The organism is Nocardioides sp. NPDC006273 (genome assembly GCF_040613495.1).
Lineage (GTDB): Bacteria > Actinomycetota > Actinomycetes > Propionibacteriales > Nocardioidaceae > Nocardioides.
On sequence record NZ_JBEXSD010000019.1, the window covers coordinates 61,789 to 79,122 of the forward strand.

The following is a 17,334-nucleotide window of genomic DNA, read 5'->3' on the forward strand; positions in this document are numbered from 1 at the left end:
GCTAGCGCCGACGGACGAAGATGGCCGTGGGGATCGCCGCGACCAGCAACACGACTCCGCCGACGGCGAAGCCCAGGTGCAGTGCGCTGGTGAACGCCTCCGGAACAGCCTGATCCAGGAGCGGCCGGAGCACGAGCGGCACCTCGGGACGTACGCCTCGGGCCGCCGCGGCCACGACGCCATCGGCGACACCCGGGCCGACGCCGGCTTCAGCGAGCTCCGCGGTCAGGTTTTGGGGAAACCGGGTGGCAGCGACGGTGCCGAGGATGCTGGTGCCGAGCATCGCCCCGAACTGGCGGAACGTATTGACTGTGGCAGAGGCCATGCCGGCCTGCAGGGACGAGACGCTGTTGACGGCTGCCGCCGTCGACGGACCTACCAGGAGAGCGGATCCGATCCCCAGGGCAAGCAGGGCAGGCCACATCGCGTCATATCCGTCCACGATGCCGACCCGCAGAAGCGCAAGCGTCCCCACGCCCATGAGCACCAGGCCAGCGGTGAGGGCCGCGGCGAATCCGACGGCACGCACCACGCGCGCGGCAACCGCGCTCACCACGACGAAGCTCAACATCCACGGCAGCATGTGGACTCCGGTGCTCCACGCGTCCAGGTGCGCGACGCGCTGGAGATAGAGGATCACCAACAGGGAGACCCCGACGAATCCGAACATCGCCGAAGCGGCAGCGAGCTGGATGGCCGCGAAGGAGGCGCTGCGGAACAACCGCAGATCCAGCATCGGGTCGCGATGTCGCAGCTCGACCACGACGAACGCTGGCAGGCCGACCGCCACGATCACGTACGCAGCGATGCTGGACGGGGTCGCGAAGCCACGCGACCCGCCCTCGATGACCGCGTACGCCAGCGCGGCGCTGGTGACAGTGCCGAGCACGATCCCGACCGGGTCCAGTCGGCGGCCCGGATGCTTGCCCTCTGCGATGAAGATCGGGACCAGCCCTGCCGCGACCACAGCAAGGACCACGTTGATCAGATAGACGCTGTGCCAGGAGAAGTTGTCCAACAGCGCACCGGAGACCAGAGGCCCGACCGCGAGCCCGATGCCGGCCGTGCTCGCCCACACGCCGATGGCCCGGACTCTTTCATGCTGGTCGGGAAAGGTGTTGCTGATGATCGACAGTCCGGTCGGCATGGCAGCGGCGGCCCCGAGGCCCATCACGGCCTGCCCGGCGATCAGGACGCCGGCATTGCCGGCCAGGAACGCGACCAGACTCCCCACACCGAAGAGGACCACGCCGGCGAAGTAGGTACGCCGACGTCCGTACAGCTCACCGAACGTTCCCGCCGACATGAGCATGCTCACCATTGCCAGCGGGAACGCACTCGACACCCAGATCAGCGTCGTCCCCGAGATGTGCAGATCTTGCTGGATGAAGGACAGCGCCGAGAGCGTGGAGGACACGTTGACGAACGACATCATCACGCCGATACAGACCACCAAGACGCCCAGCCACCGACGTCGCGATGCACGGTCGGCCGACGAAGGGCCTGCGGCATCCGTGACCTGACTATTGGAAGACATAGTCAGGAGGGTACTCAGCTGGCTTTGGTCTTGCCAAGCCAGAGATACAATGACGCCTATGGTCAACGAAACGGACACCTCGACCACCGAGTCAGTAGCCATCGTGGAACGCCAAGGCGCGTTCGCCGACCGCGACGCCTGGACACTCCAGGGCATGTGCCGCATGGAACACTCGCTCGCACTGATCGGCACACGCTCTGCGCTGGTGCTGCTCCGTGAGGTCTTCTTCGGCGCCACCCGGTTCGAGGATCTGGTCAACCGTTCGGGCCTGAGCGAGGCCGTCGCGGCGGGCCGCCTCAAAGAGCTCGTCGCACACGGGGTGCTCACCCGCCGCCCGTATCGGGACCCGGGCTCGCGAACACGCCAGGAGTACGTACTGACCGACCTCGGCAGCCGCCTGTTCCCCGTCCTGGTCTCGTTGATCGAATGGGGCGAGCTCCTCAACGACGACCACCACTCCGGCCTCGAACTGATCCACAAGCAGTGCGGATCCCCCGTCAAGACCGAGATCACGTGCGGCAACGACCACCCGGTCGCGCTAGACGACACCGCAGTGCAATTCAGGGGCGAGGATCGCGCCCAGCCGAGCCCGTAGACGTACGGAAGACCTTTCGAATCAGCCGCTGGCCCACACGTCGACAAGCCAGCGCCGGCTCTCGGTCAGCTCCTTCATCCACGCTTCAGCGTCCTCAGCCGTCTCCTTGCGCATCTCCGAGCGCAGGTCGACGAGCGTCGAGCGGACCCCATCAGCTACGACGGCAGCACCGCAGACGTAGATCGCTGCGCCTTGTTCGAGCAGATCCAGCACGTACCCGCCCATGTCGCGCAACCGGTCCTGAACGTAGACGCGGGGCAGGTCCGGCACGCGAGAGTACGCACAGGCGAGCTGTACACCGGCCGCCTCGGCGAGCTGGCCGAGCTCGCCTTGGTAGAGCTCGTCGGCCTGTGGATGGCGGCAGCCGAACAGCAGGAGAGACGGAGCGAAGTCCGTCCCGGCTCGTCTGGCCTCCGCGCGGTCCTGAAGGAAACCACGGAAGGGTGCGAGCCCAGTGCCCGCCGCGATCATGATCACGGGGACGCTCGAGTCCTCGGGCAGCCGGAAGGAGCTGGACGTGTCCCGGACGAAGGCATGCACCACCCGACCGGCCTGCTGGTCGAACAGATAGTTCGAGCACGTACCGAAGAAGGTCCCGTTCCCCGATCGGGCCTCTCCGGCCAGAGCTCCCACCGTGATCGAGCACGCGTCAGGTTGCACCTGGGGCGATGACGAGATCGAGTAGTAGCGCGGCGACAGCGGGCTCAGCAGCTCCAGGAAGACCTCGAACGGCAGGCGGCACGTCGGATGCATCTCGAGGAGGTCCAGCACCGAAAGTCGTCGGGCCAGGACCTTGGCGCGATAGGTGTCTGCGTCCAAGAGGCTTTCGAGGCGCGTCCGGCTCCAGGGATACTCGGTGTGCTCCAGGAGGCGTTCGATGTCGCGGCGTCCGGCGACCCCCTGCAGCTCGACGTAGTCGCTGATCAGGTGCCGCACCGTCACCCGCTCCCCCAGCGGAAGGAACGAGCTGACTCCGTCCTCCGCTGCCAGGCGCACCCAGGCATCCGGTTCGAGGCCGAACCGCCGAGCAACGCGCGCGACGAGTGCCTCGCTGTTGTGCGGGATGACACCGAGATGGTCACCGGCTTGATAGGTGACGCCTTTCGGCAGCTCGAGCTCGATGTGGCGGACCGGACGCACCTCGACGGGGCCGTCGGGCTTCGTCAGATCGCGGGTCTCGATGATCCGCATCGGCTGGGCGCCGAGGGACTGGACGAACGGGCTGGGCCGGTCGCTGGGCAGGAACTCGACGCGGAGGTGAGGCCTGCCCGCTCCCGGAACGGCTCCGAGGTCGATGCCCAGGCTCTCGGCAAGGTCAGGCCACAGAGCTGCGTCCCAGGCCTGGAGGTCGCCGTCGAAGTCCGCAGCAACGTCGCCTTCGCCGCGTGGATGCAGTCGGGTGGCGCCCAGCTGATCGAGGCGGGTGTCGACGAGCCGCGGGAAGTCTTGAAACGTAGGCGCCCACTCATGGTTGCCGCATCCGAAGACACCGAACTTCACGCCGGTGAGGTCGGGCGATCCGCTGGTGATCCAATCTGCGAACTTCACCGCGTTGTCTGGAGGCGTGCCGTTGTAGGTGGCCGTAGCAATGAGCACGACCCCCTCGGCGGGCAGGTTGTCCACCGCCTCGTCGAGCGGCGCTACCCGAGCATCGAAGCCGCGTACGCGCCCAGCGTTGGCAAGTTCGTCGGCCACTTCCTCGGCCGTGCCGAAGTTGGAGCCGTAGAGGACGAGCATCGGCGTGGCGTGCGTCGGCACCTCGGACCCACCCGCCGGTACGTCGGTCTCGGCCGGTCCGCCATGCAGGTCCGCACCGACGACGGCCAGCGGCCCCAGCTTCCCGACCGGAGTGAAGCTGACGGGCAGATTCTTGATGCCGTTCATGAAGCCGGACTGCATGTGGCTTGCCTCGCCGCTGACCTCGATGTCGGGAAGCCGGGTGAAGAGCTCGGTGAGCAGCGTCTGCACCTGCATGCGAGCGAGGTTGGCGCCCAGGCAGTAGTGAGTGCCGTCCCCGAATGAGATGTGCGGGTTGGGATCGCGCGTGATGTCGAACGTGTCCGGGTTCTCGAAGACGCTCTCGTCACGGTTCGCCGACGCGTAGTTGATGATCACGCGCTCGTCCTCGGCGATCAGCTGACCGGCGAGCTCGACGTCCCGCGTGGCGGTGCGCCGGAACTGGATCACCGAAGGGCTGAACCGCAGCACCTCCTCGACGGCACCCGGAAGGAGCGAGAGATCGTTGCGCAGCCGAGCGAACTGGTCCGGGTGCTCCGACAGTGTCAGCATCGTGTTGGCGAGCAGGTTGCGGGTGGTGTCGTTGCCGGCGATGACCAGCAGCTGGAAGAACCGGTCGAGGTCGTCGTCGGAGAGGTACTCACCATCCACCTCGGCGTTGACAACCGTGCTCCACAGATCGCCCGTCGGCCTCTTGCGGCGCTCTGCGGTGGCAGCGCGGCAGTAGGCGAACATCTCCGTGAAGGCGGACAGGAATCCCTGGGGGTCACCGCCGTACTCGGGATCGTCGATACCGACGAGGCGGTTCGTCCAGCTGTACAGCAACTTACGGTCCTCGGGCGGCACACCGAGGACGTCGGCGAGCACCAGCAGCGGCATCTCGGCGGCGACGTTCGCGAGGAAGTCCGTCTCACCGGTCTCAGAGATGGCGTCGACGACCTCGCGAGCGTGCCGCTTGATCGCATCGAAGAGCTGATTCCGGATCGCCATCGGGGTGAACGCCCGGTTCACGATCTTGCGCAGCGAGCTGTGCTCGGGCGGATCCATATTGAGCATCATCCGGCGCAGGACCGCGACATCGGTCGGCCGCTGCTCGCGCAGGAAGCTGGTGCCCCTCCAAGATGAGAAATCCTCGGGATGACGAGACACGTGGCTCACCTCGGCATGCCTGAGCACGAGCCAGTAACCCTGACCACCCGCGAATCCGCCGGCACTCGGCTCGTCGATCCGGACGACAGCGTGCTCGCGTCGCAAATCGCGGAGGTACTCGTGTGGGATGCCGTCGGCGTACATCGACGGGGTGAGGATGTCGCGCAGTTCAGTGGTCACGGCAGTGATCCTCCGGTTGTTGAGTCGTATTCCCGCCACGGCCGACATCGGCGAGGACTGACACAGACAACGATAATGACCGTACGGACGGTCAGTCAACCTTGTGTCACTGGTCACAGTGAGGTTATGCTGTCGGCAATCAATTGACCGCACGTACAGTCAGGAGCATCGAGCATGGACGTCACCTCCAGCGGGATCTTCGAGATCATCGAGCGCCAGGCGGGCCTGAGGCCCGATGTCGCCGCACTCGCCTTCGACGGCCAGGCCTGGACCTGGACCGAGCTTCATGACCGGATCCTGCGGCTGGCAGGCGCTCTCCGCTCCGAAGGAGTCACCGAAGGCGACCGGATCGCCTTCCTCGACAAGAACCACCCCGCGTGTCTCGAGATGACCTTCGCCGCCTCCCTGCTGGGCGCAGCCCACGCAGTGGTCAACTTCCGCCTGTCGCAGGAGGAGTTGGCCTACGTCATCGCCGACTCGGCTGCTGAGATCCTCATCGTGGGTGAAGAGTTCGTCGAGACAGTGGCGGCGATTCGTTCCGAGCTGCCACATGTCCGGCGGATCGTGGTCCTCGGAGGGGACAAGGATGAGTATGAAGGTCTTGTCGCGAGCGGCCCGCCGCTCACCGACCGCCACCAGGCCGAGGCGACTGACTGCTTCCTCCAGCTCTACACCTCAGGAACGACAGGCTGGCCGAAGGGCGCCATGCTCTCCCAGGGCGGCCTCGCTGCGCACAGCGAGGGGCTGCTGCCGGCGTATCAGATGGACGAGTCGACGGTGAACCTCGTTGCGATGCCGCTCTTCCACGTCGGAGGCACCAGCTGGGCGATCGGCAGCATGCACGCAGGCGGGCGAACGATCATCGCCCGCGACGCCGTCCCCGCCGACCTTTTGAGCGTGATCAAGAAAGAGCAGGTGACGCATGCCTTCTTCGTTCCTGCCCTCATCCAGATGCTGCTCGCCCAGGACGACGTCGCCGAAGCCACCAAGAGCCTCCAAGTGATCGGCTACGGCGGCTCCCCCATGCCAGCACCCCTCATGGACAAGACCCTCGAAACACTCAGCACCCCCCTGTACTCCGTCTACGGCATGACGGAGATGTCCGGCGTCTTCTGCGTTCTCGGCCCCGATGACCACCGGAACCCGAAGCGTCCTCAGCTGCGTGCTTCCGCGGGACGTCCGCTGCCCGGCAGCGAGGTACGCGTCGTCATTCCCAGCAGCGGCGAGGACGCGGCGCCAGGGGAGGTCGGCGAGTTCTGGGTCAAGTCGCCCCAGATGATGATCGGCTACTGGAACAAGCCCGAGGCGACGGCCGAAACCATCGTGGACGGCTGGCTGCGGACGGGAGATGCCGGCCGAATGGATGAGGATGGGTACCTCTACGTCGAGGATCGAGTCAAGGACATGGTGATCACGGGCGGCGAGAACGTCTACCCCGCAGAGGTCGAGCGCGTGCTGATTCAGCACCCCGCGGTTGCCGAAGTCGCCGTCATCGGCACGCCCGACGAGAAATGGGGCGAAACCGTGCACGCAGTCATCACGCTCGAGGATGACTCGACGACAGATGCCGCCGAGCTGATCGCGTACGCGCGCGAACGACTGGCCCATTACAAGTGCCCGACCGGCGTGACCTTCGTCGACGCGCTCCCCCGCAACCCCACGGGGAAGATTCTCAAGCGTCATCTCAAAGCAAAGATCGAATGACCGCATGTGCGGTCAGGTTCGTTAAACTCGCCGCGAAGACGAACTCGACGATAATCCGCGGAAAGAAGGACCCCCATGGCTGCCGGTGCTGGACGGTACAACGAAATCCTCGATACCTTCACGCGACACATCGCCGAGATCGGCTACGACGGCGTCAACTTCGGGCTGGTCGCCAAGGAGCTCGGCGTGTCCAAGGGCACGATCGTGCACCACTTCGGCACCAAGGACAGGATTCTCGCCGCGCTGCATGAGTCCTACATGACGCGCCGTCTGGCCGAGATCGACTACATGCTTGGCCATCTCGAAGATCCGGCAGAACAGCTCGCGGCTGCTCTCCACGCGTTCATGAACTACCACGTCGAAGATCGCGCGGCGACCGTGGCGTTCCAGCGCGAGGTCGTCCGGCTGGCCGACCAGGAGTCGATGGCCAAAGGGGCGGATCTGCGACAGCAGTACTTCACTCGTGTTCGCGACGTCATCCAGGCCGGCGTCGACGGTGGGATCTTCCGCAAGGTCGATCCCACCGTCGACGCACTGCTGATGTTCGGCTCGGCACAGTGGGCGTGGACCTGGTTCCACCCCGACGGCGATCGCCCGATCAGCGCCATCGGAAGCAGTCTGGTCGACCTCGTCCTGGGCAGCCTCCTCGTCGACCGCGACCGGGTCGCGGAGCTCAGCGACCCGGAAGGCCGCTGCGCCAAGGTCGTCCGCGAAGCGATCGAGGCCGTCGCGGAGGACGAAGACTCACTCTCCGCCTGACAGGCGCGACACACCGCCCTGGTGAATGGAGGCGCATCACGATAGGATTGACCGTACGCACGGTCAACCAGGGGTGAAGAATGCGAATCCAGGCTGCAGTACTGCGCGAACGCGCCGGCGCCTTCAAGATCGAGGACGTCGACCTCGCCGAGCCCGGCCCGGAAGAGGTGCTCGTCGAGATAGCGGGCACGGGGTTCTGCCACACCGATCTGCTCCCCCGCATCGACGGTTTCATGGCGGAGCCCCCACTCATCCTGGGTCACGAGGGTGCGGGCGTCGTGACCGCGACGGGGCCTGGGGTCACCGACGTAGCCGTCGGTAGCCACGTCGTGCTCTCCTTCGACCACTGCGGGACGTGCCCGGCATGTGTGGACGGACATCCCGCGTACTGCCGCTCGTTCTGGAGGCGGAACCTGGTGGGCCGCACTGACGACGATGGGGGCCGAGCACGAGACCACGCGGGCGGGTCGATCGGAGCCCAGTGGTTCGGACAGTCCTCCTTCGCGAGCCACGCCTTGGCTGAGGCACGCAACGTCGTGCCTGTGCCCGACGGCGTCCCGCTGGAACTGCTCGGCCCCCTCGCGTGCGGCGTACTGACCGGCGCGGGCTCGGTGTTCCGGGTCCTACAGGTAGCTCGCGGCACGAGCACAGCGATCTACGGCGCGGGGGCGGTTGGACTCTCGGCCGTCATGGCCGCCGCGTCCGCGAATGCCGAGTACGTCATCGCCGTCGACCGCCACCGCGCTCGGCTCGACCTCGCCCTGGAGCTCGGCGCGACGCACGTCGTCGATTCCACCGGTCTCTCCGTGGGCGAGATTGCCAGCCAGGTCAAGAAAATCTCCAGGGGAGGCACGGACACCGCCCTGGACACCACGGGAGCGCCCTCCGTCGTCACGGCCGGGGTCGGGGCACTGCGCCCGCAAGGCACGCTTGGCCTCGTCTCCGCCGTCGCCGGCACCATCGAACTCCCCGGCGACGCGCTCGCCACCGGCAAGACCGTCACCGGGATCCTCGAGGGTGACGCCGTGCCACATGAACTCATTCCCGAGCTCATCGAGCTGTGGCGACAGGGTCGACTCCCCTTCGACCGCCTCATCCGGACGTACCCGATGAGCGAGATCAACCAAGCCGAGGCCGACATGGCCAGCGGCGAAACCATCAAGGCCGTCCTCATCCCAGGAGCAACTACATGAGCACCCTCACCCAAGAGCACGCCGACCTCTTCATCGGAGGCACATGGCAGCCGTCGAGCGCCCCGTCCCTCACCCAGGTCATCTGTCCAGCCACCGAGGAGCCGTTCGGTGCCGCCCCGACCGGGACCCTCGCCGACGCCGACCGTGCAGTGGACGCGGCCCGACAGGCCCTGCGTACGGAACCCTGGGCCGACTCGACCGGTGAACAACGCGCCCAGTGGATGCGCGCGCTGGCCGATGAGCTCGAATCGCGGGGCGACGACACTGCACGCATCGTCAGCAACGAGAACGGCATGCCGATCAGCTTGTCCCGTGTGGCCGAGGGCAAAGGACCGGCAGCGACACTGCGTTACTACGCGGATCTGGCAGAAGCGACTCCCACAGAGGAGCAGCGGCCAGCCAACCTGCCGGGCCGTGTCACTCTCGTCCGGCGCGACCCTGTTGGAGTCGTCGCCGTCGTGGTTCCCTGGAACTTTCCCCAGTCGCTCACCATGTTCAAGGTCGCGCCGGCCCTGGCAGCCGGATGCACCGTCGTGATCAAGCCCGCTCCCGAGACCGCCCTGGATGCCTTCGCACTCGCGGCCGCCGCCGAGGCATGCGGCTTCCCTCCGGGAGTGATCAATGTGACCACCGGCGGCCGAGACGTCGGCGCCCACCTCGTCGCCCACCCCCAGGTGAACAAGGTCGCCTTCACCGGCTCCACCGCCGCCGGGCGGGCTATCGGCGAGGTCTGCGGACGACTGCTGCGGCCCGCGACGCTCGAGCTCGGCGGAAAGAGCGCCGCCATCGTGCTCGACGACGCGGATCTGACGGAGACCGTCCGCGGGCTCGCGTGGGTCAGCCTGCTCAACAACGGGCAGACCTGTTATCTCAACAGCCGCATCCTCGCGCCACGCTCCAGGTACGACGAGGTCGTCGATGCCGTCGCCGATCTCGCTCGGTCATTTCGCGTAGGAGACCCGCTCGACCCGGCCACGAGAGTCGGGCCCCTGGTCACCCAGCGGCAGCGCGAGCGCGTGGAAGGCTTCATCGCGGCGGGCCGCTCCGAGGGCGGCCGTGTCGTCGCGGGAGGCGGACGACCGCGCGACATGGACAGGGGCTGGTATGTCGAGCCCACCGTCCTCGCTGACCTCGCCCCGGACGCCACTCCTGTCAAGGAAGAGATCTTCGGCCCGGTGCTTGTGGTCCTGCCGTACGACGACGTGGAGCACGCGGTCAGCTTGGCCAACGACTCCGAGTATGGTCTCGGCGGGACCGTCTGGACGACGGATGTCGAGCGTGGTCTCGACGTGGCGCGCCGAGTGGAAACCGGGTCCATCGGCGTGAACTTCTTCGATATCGACCTGGCCGCGCCGTTCGGTGGCGTCAAGGCATCCGGGCTCGGTCGCGAGCTAGGACCTGAGGGCCTCGACGCCTACGTCACGCTGAAGTCGGTATACCTCCGCGGATGAGATGCGACAGGGCGCTGGACCGTTTTCCAACGGTCCAGCGCCCTGATTGGTGCGCCGAGAGGTTCTACTCTCGATCAGACTCCTACGCCCAGCTGGCCGAGGAAGTCTGCCTGGTCATAGATCACCTTGTACTCGACGACCTGGTCGCCCGCGAACCTCCAGAACTCGGCCAGTTCGACCCGGATCGACTTACCGGTCGGCGGCAGCGTGCCGCCGTCGGGAAAGCCGAGATCCTCGGTGTGGGTGCCGGTCACCTCGACGAGGAAGGCTGCCTCATCGCCGACCGCGGTGACACGGTGAGGACGGTGGCGGAGGTCCGGAAATGCGGCGAAGAACCCTGCCATCCAGAGCGCCACCACCTCGGCGCCCTCGTGCTTGAAACCAGGGGCGTCGATCACGCACTCCGGCGCCAGCGCACCCTCGACCCAGTCGAAGTCGTGCGCGTCCACGCGCCGAAAGAACTCCTCGATCCAGGCGGCGCGGTCCGTCACCACCGATGCAGTTCCTTGCATGTCACTTCTCCTCTTCGCGGTTGTCCCCGGCCACGGAAGTGCCGGGAATGAGAATCGGCTTGATCACCTTGCCGGCGTGGAAGTCATCGAGCGCCGCGTTGATGTTCTCGAGGGGGTATTCGGCAACCAGTCGATCGAACGGGAACTGTCCGTCGCGCCACATCTCGACCAGCCGGGGGATCAGCTGGTGGGGGTCGGCGTCGCCCTCGATCACGCCGGTCAGCGTGCGGCCGATGAGCAGGTGACCCTGATCGATGGTGATGTCGTTCTCCAGCGTCTGAAGGCCGACGGTGGCACAGACTCCGGGCGAGCGCAGCGTCGCAAGAGCCTCCCGAACCACACCGCCGAGACCGACGGCTTCCATCGAGGCATCGAGTCCCCCGGTGGCCTCGAGGATCTCCCACACCACGTCCTTGGTGGAGGACGGGTTGAACGTGTGTGTCGCCCCCAGCTCTCGCGCGAGGGCCAGCCGGTCATCGTTGAGATCGACCGCGACGATGTTCTCGCAGCCCAGCGTCTTCGCGGCCATCAGGCCGGCCAGGCCGACCGTTCCCATGCCCCAGAACCCGATGCTCTGCCCGGGTTGCGGGCGAAGCACGTTGAAGACCGTGCCCGCTCCGGTCAGGAGGCCGCATCCGAGGGGCCCCAGCAGGTGGAGTGGCGCTTGCTTGTCGACCTTGACGGCATTGCGTGCGCTCGCGACCGCGTGGGTTCCCCAAGAGGACTGGCCGAACCAGCTGCCGTGGACCTCCCGATCGCCTTGGACCATGGTGGTCGTGCCATCCAGTCGCGTGCCGAAGTAGTTCAAGGCCGCAAAGAGCTCACAGTACGCCGGGTGTCCGGCTGCGCACGTACGGCAGTCGCCGCACGTGTCGAAGGTCAGCACGACGTGATCGCCGACCTCGAGACCGTGGACGTCGGCTCCGATCGCCTCGACGACCCCGGCGCCCTCGTGGCCGAGGACCGCGGGCGTCGGCAGTGGCACGTTGCCGTTCAAGCCCGTGAGGTCGGTATGGCAGATACCCACGCCGGCGATCCGGACGAGCACCTCGTTCTCCTGCAACGTGGTGTGCTCGACCTCCTGCAGGACCGGAGCGGTCCCTGCTTCCTCAAAGATTGCAGCTCGCATGGCTCAGCCCTCCTCCGCCGGTACAACAAGGTCATAGATCCGGCGCTCTCGCGTACGTGCGAGGTCGACGTGCACGAACTTCTGCTCGGTGTACTCGTCCAGAGCATGCGGACCGAGCTCTCGACCCACGCCGCTCTGCTTGTACCCACCAAAGGGGTAGGCGACGTTGACCATGTGCCAGTCGTTGATCCACACCGTCCCGGATTCGATCTGGCGGGCAACCTCCATGGCCGCGTCGATGTCCTCGCTCCAGACACCGGCGGACAACCCGTACTCGCTGTCGTTGGCGATGTCGATCGCCTCCTGGACGTTGGAGTAACGCAATACGCAGAGGACCGGACCGAAGATCTCTTCCTGGGCGATGCGCATGTCGTTGGTGACGTCGGTCAGGATCGTGACCGGCACCCAGTGGCCAGGACCGGACGGCACGTCGCCCTGGAACGCGACCGTGGCGCCCTCCTTGGGAGCCAGCTCGAGGTAGGACTCGATACGGGCCTTCTGCTCCGCCGAGATGATCGGCCCCATGTCGGTGTCGAAGTCGGCGGGATCGCCCACCTTGATGGCCTTCGCCCGCTCGATCATCCGCGTCACGAACTCGTCGTGGAGCGAGTCCGGCAGCAGCAGACGGGTTCCCGACTCACAGGCCTGCCCCTGGTAGAGACAGAACGCGAAGAGCGCGGCATCGACCGCGGTGTCCAGGTCGGCATCGGGCAGGATGATGTTCGGCCCCTTGCCGCCGAGCTCGAGAGTGACCTTCTTGACGTTCTCGGCCGCCTGCTGGGCGATGAGCCGGCCCACGGCGGTCGAGCCCGTGAACGCGATCTTCCGGACGTCGGGGTGGACAGAGAGGCGCTTGCCCACCTCCTCACCCTCTCCCGTGACGATGTTCAGCACCCCCGGGGGCAGGCCGGCGTCGTGCGCTGCGCGGGCGAGCTCGAGCAGCGTCGCCGGCGTCTTCTCGTCCGGCTTGATGACGACGCAGTTACCCGCGGCCAGCGCCGGACCCAGCTTCCAGACGGCCAGCAGCAGCGGGAAGTTCCACGGCACGATGCCGGCCACGACGCCGATCGGTTCCCGCCGCGTGATGCCGGCCGCCATCGTCGGATAGCCCAGCATCGGCCCAGAGGTCTCGAACTGGTAGGTGCGCGCCAGGTCGGCGAAGTACTGCAGGTGCGAGATCGAGTAGCCGACGTGAAACGCCATCGCCTGCCGGACCGTGACGCCGTTCTCGGCGACGTGCAGCTCGACCAGCTCGTCCATACGCTCGTTGAGGATCTCGACGATGCGTGTCATCGTCGCCGCCCGCTCCTCAGGAGTGGCGTTGCGCCACTCCCCCCGACGGTGCGCGGCGAGGGCGGCGGCGACCGCCTGATCGGCGTGCTCGACGGTCCCTCTGGCAGCCGTGGCGACGAGCTCCTCGTTCGCCGGATTGGTCAGCTCGTACTGCGCATCCGTGTCGACCCACTGACCGTCGATGTACATCTGGAAGTGCGGCACGACTCCGGTCGATGCACTCATCAGACGGCGTCCTTCTCGCTGACCAGGTCACGGTAGAGCGGGAAGACCGGCTTCGCGGCCGGGATGAGCTTCAGGATCTTGGTGACGGGGCCCTTGGCCTTGACCTGGCCCTTGGCCAGCCCCACGGCGACGTTGTACTCACCACTCCAGAACTGGTTGCCGTGGTCGGCCGACATGGACATCCGCACGTCCGGCTCGAGATCGGAGTCACCCTCGATGACCTCGATAGCCGGCTCCTTCAGCACGACGGTGATGCTCGAGGTGGGGTTGCTGTAGTCCAGGCGAAGCACGATGTCGGCCGCGCGCAGATTCGATCCGACGCCCTCCACATCGTTGGCAACCCGGAACACGCCTCCGAGGTACTTGTAGACCTCGGCGTCGTCCTTGAAGTAGCTCATCGGATCCTCCTGTTGTGGCTGGGGCAGACCTCGATCGGGTCTGCGTCTCAGAGACCCACATTGCCACAGACCGTACGTGCGGTCAATGAGTTCCGTGATGATCGTCACGCCTCCGCGAAGAATCCCGGCGCGCGCCGGAACAGACCGTCTTCAGGAAGCGTCAGGCCCGAGCCCGGTGACCACCGGGTAGGCCTCGCCCTCATCGCCTTCGACGTAACCGACGACGACGTTCTCACCCCGTTCGACCGAGGCGCCCTCGAGCCGCGTGATCAGCCAGGGACCCTCGTCGAGCTCGACGATGGCCAGGCGGGTGGCCGGCCGCGTGGAGTGATCCACAGCAAGAGCCACGACGGTCCCCCGCCCACTGGACTCGGCCCAGCCGAGGTCGAAGGTGCCGCAGACATCGCATGCCAAGACGTCGGGTCGACTGTGATGACCGCGAGGACAGGTCTTCAGCAGTAGCCGGCCCGAATTCAAGCCGTCGAACCATTTTGCCGTCATCTCATCGCGCCGAGCAGGCACGCGGGAAGGGACTGTCATGCAGCAGCCTCCGAGGTGAGGACGAGGGTCGAGTGGTGCTCGAGGATGCCGCCATTTCCGCTCACGATCGCCGTGTCGTGCGTAGCCACCTGGCGGCGACCGGCTTGCCCACGGATCTGGGTGACCGCCTCGTGCAGAGGTGTCATTCCCCAGAGGTAGAACGACGAGAGCTGCCCTCCCCCGGTGTTGGTGGGCAGGTCGCCACCTGGCGCCAGCGCACCTGAAGCAGCGAGAGCCCCGGCCTCTCCCGGTTGACAGAACCCGTAGTCCTCGAGGGTGACGAGGACGGTGTAGGTGTAGCAGTCGTAGATCTCACGGACTTGGACGTCACCCACTTCAAGGCCGGCCATCGCCAGCGCAGCCCGACCGGAGGCCTTCGCTCCCGTGGTCAGGCCGAACGTGCTGCCTGCCCGCAGCGGCGGCGCGGGATGGGCCTGGCCCCAGCCGCGGATGTGCACCGGCGGCTGGCGCAGGTCGCGCGCCCGTTCGGCGCTCGTCACGATCACCGCGGCACCGCCATTGGAGACCAGACAGCAGTCGAGCAGGTGCAATGGCTCCACCACCCAGCGGGAGGCGTGGTAGTCGTCGAGGGTCATGGGGGTACGCATCGCGGCGACAGGGTTGAGCTCGGCCCACTGACGCTGACCGACCGCGACCGCCCCGAGCTCGTCGTGCGTCACGCCGAAGGTCGACATGTACCGATCCGCGGCGAGGGCATACCGATGTGTCGTGCTGGTGAGGCCGGCCGCCGTCTCCGCACCTCGAACGCCCCTCGCCTGCAGCGACATGGCCCGGTACGCGTCTGCACCTGAGCCGGACTCGGATCGAGGAGTGTCCGAGAAGACGCAGGCGACCACATCGGCGGTTCCGCTCTCGACCGCTTGAGCGGCCTGGGCAACCATGACACCGGCCGAGGCGCCGTACGCAGTCAGCTGAGTCAAGAGGCGCAGGTCGCGCAGCCCCAGACGCCGAGCGAGAGTCAGGTCCAGAGCCGGTGACGTGAGTGCCGGGTTGATCAGCAACCCGTCGATGTCACCGACCGAGATTCCGGCATCCTGTGCGGCCAGATGGACCGCCTCTGCAGCGAACTCGAAAGAGGACCTGCCAAAAACCTTGCCCACCTCGGTTAGTCCGAGTCCAGCGATCGTCGCCATCATCTACTCCTTGACCGTACGTACGGTTTACAGGATATCATGGACTGCTCAGGGGCGTGATCGACGAAGAGAACGCCCGACATCGGAAGGAGACCGACTGTGCACGCCACGATGCAGCACCACCCGCTTGGCATCGCCGATCTGTTCGAGCACGGCGAGCGCATCCATGCTGACGCGACCGTGACCGACTACCAGGACGGCGTCCTCGTGCATCGCACGTTTGCCGAGGTCGCCGACGAGAGTCGCCGGCTGGCCACCGCGCTGGCCGCGCTGGGCGTCGGTCGCGATGACGTCGTCGCGACCCTGTGCTGGAACACCTCACACCACGTCGCCGCGTACTTCGCCATCCCCGGGATGGGCGCGGTACTACATACGCTGAACCTGCGGCTGCACGCGTCCCAGCTCTCCTACATCGCCCGGCACGCCGAGGACCAGGTCGTTCTCGTCGACGCCGATCTGCTCCCGCTGCTGCTGGAGTTCCTCACCGAGGTGCCGAGCATTCGCCATGTCGTCTGTATCGGCGAGCCGGACGACTCACCTGACGTGGAGGGCGTCACCTTTCACCGCTACGACGATCTGGTGGAGGCCGCGGAGCCGATGAATCGACTGGCCGATGTGCACGAGGACGAGGCGGCGGTGCTGTGCTACACGACGGGCACGACGGGCGACCCCAAGGGCGTGGCCTACAGCCACCGATCGACGTACCTGCACACCTTGATGATCTCGACGGGCAGTGCGTACGGCTTCAGCGATGCTGACACCGTTCTGCCGGTGGTGCCGATGTTCCACGCGAACGCCTGGGGTTGGGTCCACGCCGCGTGGATCGCGGGGTCGCGGCTCGTGATGAGCGGAAGGTATCTCCAGGCACCGCATCTGGCCGTCATGATCGAGCAGGCACGGCCCACCATGCTCGCCGCAGTGCCGACGATCTGGAGCCAGCTGGCTGAACATGCACATCTGAAGGGAGTCGACCTGACCGACCTTCGCGTCGCGGTCTCCGGCGGCTCACCGCTCTCGCCCTCGCTTGCACGGCAGATCTACGAGCGGAACGGTCTCCAGATCACGCAGGGCTGGGGCATGACCGAGACGTCGCCTCTGCTCACCTATTCGCGCCCGCCAGCGGGCACCTCCCCGGACGAGGCGGTCGGCTGGACGACCCGGAGCGGCAGAGTCATGCCGGGAGTGCGCGCGCGAATCGTCGACGCACAGGGCGTCGTGCAGCCATGGGACGGTGTGTCACAAGGCGAGGTCCAGGTGGCCGGTGTCACGGTCACCGGCTCCTACTTCGGCAATGCCGACACCACCAAGTTCCACGATGGCTGGCTGCGTACCGGCGACCTGGGCGTGATCCATCCTGGGGGTTGGGTGCAGCTGAAGGACCGGCTCAAGGACGGCATCAAGAGTGGGGGCGAGTGGATCTCCACCGTCGAGCTGGAGAACGCGATCGCCGACCACCCCGCCGTCAGCGAGGTCGCCGTGATTGGCGTCCCGGACCCGAAGTGGGAGGAACGACCTCACGCCTTCGTGGTTGCCCTGGATGGGGCCGAGCCGAGCGAGGACGAGCTGGTGACCTTCCTCAGCGGCCGGGTGGCCAAGTGGTGGATCCCCGACCGCTGGACCTTCAGCTCGGCCATCCCGCGGACCAGCGTGGGCAAGCCGGACAAGAACGCCCTGCGCGCATCTTTGCCCGCTTCGCCGGTGCCCGGAGGTGGAGTGACGAAGTGCGAGATCGGCTCGCTGACGCCGTAGAACATCAGGCCGATGCCCATGCCGGCGCT

Annotated in this window: 13 protein-coding genes and 2 pseudogenes; 6 read left to right on the forward strand and 9 right to left on the reverse strand. The window is 66.6% G+C overall.

All coding sequences use genetic code 11. The features are described 5' to 3' along the window. Window position 1: 1 nt before the first annotated feature. On the reverse strand, window positions 2-1,537 hold the full coding sequence (locus tag ABZZ22_RS10905; protein WP_354930583.1) for an MFS transporter: 1,536 nt from the start codon (window positions 1,535-1,537) through the stop codon (window positions 2-4). A gap of 58 nt (window positions 1,538-1,595) precedes the next feature. Between ABZZ22_RS10905 and ABZZ22_RS10910 the strand changes: the two genes are divergently transcribed. Beyond that, entirely contained in the window at window positions 1,596-2,132 is a 537-nt protein-coding gene (locus tag ABZZ22_RS10910) for a helix-turn-helix domain-containing protein (RefSeq protein ID WP_354930586.1), read from the forward strand. A gap of 21 nt (window positions 2,133-2,153) precedes the next feature. Here ABZZ22_RS10910 and ABZZ22_RS10915 read toward each other — a convergent pair whose 3' ends face one another. Further along, entirely contained in the window at window positions 2,154-5,198 is a 3,045-nt protein-coding gene (locus tag ABZZ22_RS10915; protein WP_354930589.1) for a cytochrome P450, read from the reverse strand. Window positions 5,199-5,372: 174 nt separating this feature from the next. Between ABZZ22_RS10915 and ABZZ22_RS10920 the strand changes: the two genes are divergently transcribed. The 4 genes from ABZZ22_RS10920 (at window position 5,373) to ABZZ22_RS10935 (ending at window position 10,305) form a co-directional block, all read left to right on the forward strand. Continuing rightward, complete coding sequence (locus ABZZ22_RS10920) at window positions 5,373-6,902, forward strand: long-chain-fatty-acid--CoA ligase (protein WP_354930592.1); 1,530 nt, start codon at window positions 5,373-5,375, stop codon at window positions 6,900-6,902. Between the two features lie 75 nt (window positions 6,903-6,977). Then, the gene (locus tag ABZZ22_RS10925) at window positions 6,978-7,661 is read left to right on the forward strand and encodes a TetR/AcrR family transcriptional regulator (protein ID WP_354930595.1); all 684 of its coding nucleotides are present in this window, start codon (window positions 6,978-6,980) and stop codon (window positions 7,659-7,661) included. Between the two features lie 80 nt (window positions 7,662-7,741). Beyond that, window positions 7,742-8,854, forward strand: coding sequence for an NAD(P)-dependent alcohol dehydrogenase (locus ABZZ22_RS10930; RefSeq protein ID WP_354930598.1), 1,113 nt, complete (start codon window positions 7,742-7,744; stop codon window positions 8,852-8,854). Further along, window positions 8,851-10,305, forward strand: a complete 1,455-nt coding sequence (locus tag ABZZ22_RS10935; RefSeq protein WP_354930601.1) for an aldehyde dehydrogenase — start codon at window positions 8,851-8,853, stop codon at window positions 10,303-10,305. The genes ABZZ22_RS10930 and ABZZ22_RS10935 overlap by 4 nt, the downstream gene beginning before the upstream one ends. A 74-nt stretch (window positions 10,306-10,379) precedes the next feature. Here the strand turns inward: ABZZ22_RS10935 and ABZZ22_RS10940 are convergent, their stop codons facing one another. The 6 genes from ABZZ22_RS10940 to ABZZ22_RS10965 form a co-directional block, all read right to left on the reverse strand. Further along, a complete protein-coding gene (locus tag ABZZ22_RS10940) occupies window positions 10,380-10,817 on the reverse strand; it encodes a nuclear transport factor 2 family protein (RefSeq protein WP_354930604.1) in 438 nt (145 codons plus the stop codon). A gap of 1 nt (window position 10,818) precedes the next feature. Then, on the reverse strand, window positions 10,819-11,946 hold the full coding sequence (locus ABZZ22_RS10945) for an NAD(P)-dependent alcohol dehydrogenase (RefSeq protein WP_354930607.1): 1,128 nt from the start codon (window positions 11,944-11,946) through the stop codon (window positions 10,819-10,821). A 3-nt stretch (window positions 11,947-11,949) separates the two neighbouring features. Beyond that, on the reverse strand, window positions 11,950-13,464 hold the full coding sequence (locus tag ABZZ22_RS10950) for an aldehyde dehydrogenase family protein (RefSeq protein WP_354930610.1): 1,515 nt from the start codon (window positions 13,462-13,464) through the stop codon (window positions 11,950-11,952). Next, window positions 13,464-13,862: an SCP2 sterol-binding domain-containing protein gene (locus ABZZ22_RS10955; RefSeq protein ID WP_354930613.1), complete on the reverse strand. Its 399-nt coding sequence runs from the start codon at window positions 13,860-13,862 to the stop codon at window positions 13,464-13,466. The genes ABZZ22_RS10950 and ABZZ22_RS10955 overlap by 1 nt, the downstream gene beginning before the upstream one ends. Before the next feature lie 150 nt (window positions 13,863-14,012). Continuing rightward, on the reverse strand, window positions 14,013-14,198 hold the full coding sequence (locus ABZZ22_RS10960; RefSeq protein ID WP_354930616.1) for a hypothetical protein: 186 nt from the start codon (window positions 14,196-14,198) through the stop codon (window positions 14,013-14,015). Between the two features lie 200 nt (window positions 14,199-14,398). Then, window positions 14,399-15,556, reverse strand: coding sequence for a thiolase family protein (locus ABZZ22_RS10965; RefSeq protein WP_354930619.1), 1,158 nt, complete (start codon window positions 15,554-15,556; stop codon window positions 14,399-14,401). Between the two features lie 111 nt (window positions 15,557-15,667). On the opposite strand from ABZZ22_RS10965, the pseudogene ABZZ22_RS10970 reads away from it, so the two are divergent. Then, a pseudogene (locus ABZZ22_RS10970) lies at window positions 15,668-17,200 on the forward strand (long-chain-fatty-acid--CoA ligase); the annotation flags it as partial. 77 nt (window positions 17,201-17,277) lie between these two features. On the opposite strand, the pseudogene ABZZ22_RS10975 reads toward ABZZ22_RS10970, so the two are convergent. Next, window positions 17,278-17,325, reverse strand: a pseudogene (locus ABZZ22_RS10975) (hypothetical protein); the annotation flags it as partial. Window positions 17,326-17,334: the final 9 nt, after the last annotated feature.

What these genes read in the sequence shown, in the direction of transcription:
- ABZZ22_RS10905 (WP_354930583.1), bottom strand. Translation starts at nt 1,537, where the DNA reads ATGTCTTCCAATAGTCAGGTCACGGATGCCGCAGGCCCTTCGTCGGCC.
- ABZZ22_RS10910 (WP_354930586.1), top strand. Translation starts at nt 1,596, where the DNA reads ATGGTCAACGAAACGGACACCTCGACCACCGAGTCAGTAGCCATCGTG.
- ABZZ22_RS10920 (WP_354930592.1), top strand. Translation starts at nt 5,373, where the DNA reads ATGGACGTCACCTCCAGCGGGATCTTCGAGATCATCGAGCGCCAGGCG.
- ABZZ22_RS10925 (WP_354930595.1), top strand. Translation starts at nt 6,978, where the DNA reads ATGGCTGCCGGTGCTGGACGGTACAACGAAATCCTCGATACCTTCACG.
- ABZZ22_RS10930 (WP_354930598.1), top strand. Translation starts at nt 7,742, where the DNA reads ATGCGAATCCAGGCTGCAGTACTGCGCGAACGCGCCGGCGCCTTCAAG.
- ABZZ22_RS10935 (WP_354930601.1), top strand. Translation starts at nt 8,851, where the DNA reads ATGAGCACCCTCACCCAAGAGCACGCCGACCTCTTCATCGGAGGCACA.
- ABZZ22_RS10940 (WP_354930604.1), bottom strand. Translation starts at nt 10,817, where the DNA reads ATGCAAGGAACTGCATCGGTGGTGACGGACCGCGCCGCCTGGATCGAG.
- ABZZ22_RS10945 (WP_354930607.1), bottom strand. Translation starts at nt 11,946, where the DNA reads ATGCGAGCTGCAATCTTTGAGGAAGCAGGGACCGCTCCGGTCCTGCAG.
- ABZZ22_RS10950 (WP_354930610.1), bottom strand. Translation starts at nt 13,464, where the DNA reads ATGAGTGCATCGACCGGAGTCGTGCCGCACTTCCAGATGTACATCGAC.
- ABZZ22_RS10955 (WP_354930613.1), bottom strand. Translation starts at nt 13,862, where the DNA reads ATGAGCTACTTCAAGGACGACGCCGAGGTCTACAAGTACCTCGGAGGC.
- ABZZ22_RS10965 (WP_354930619.1), bottom strand. Translation starts at nt 15,556, where the DNA reads ATGGCGACGATCGCTGGACTCGGACTAACCGAGGTGGGCAAGGTTTTT.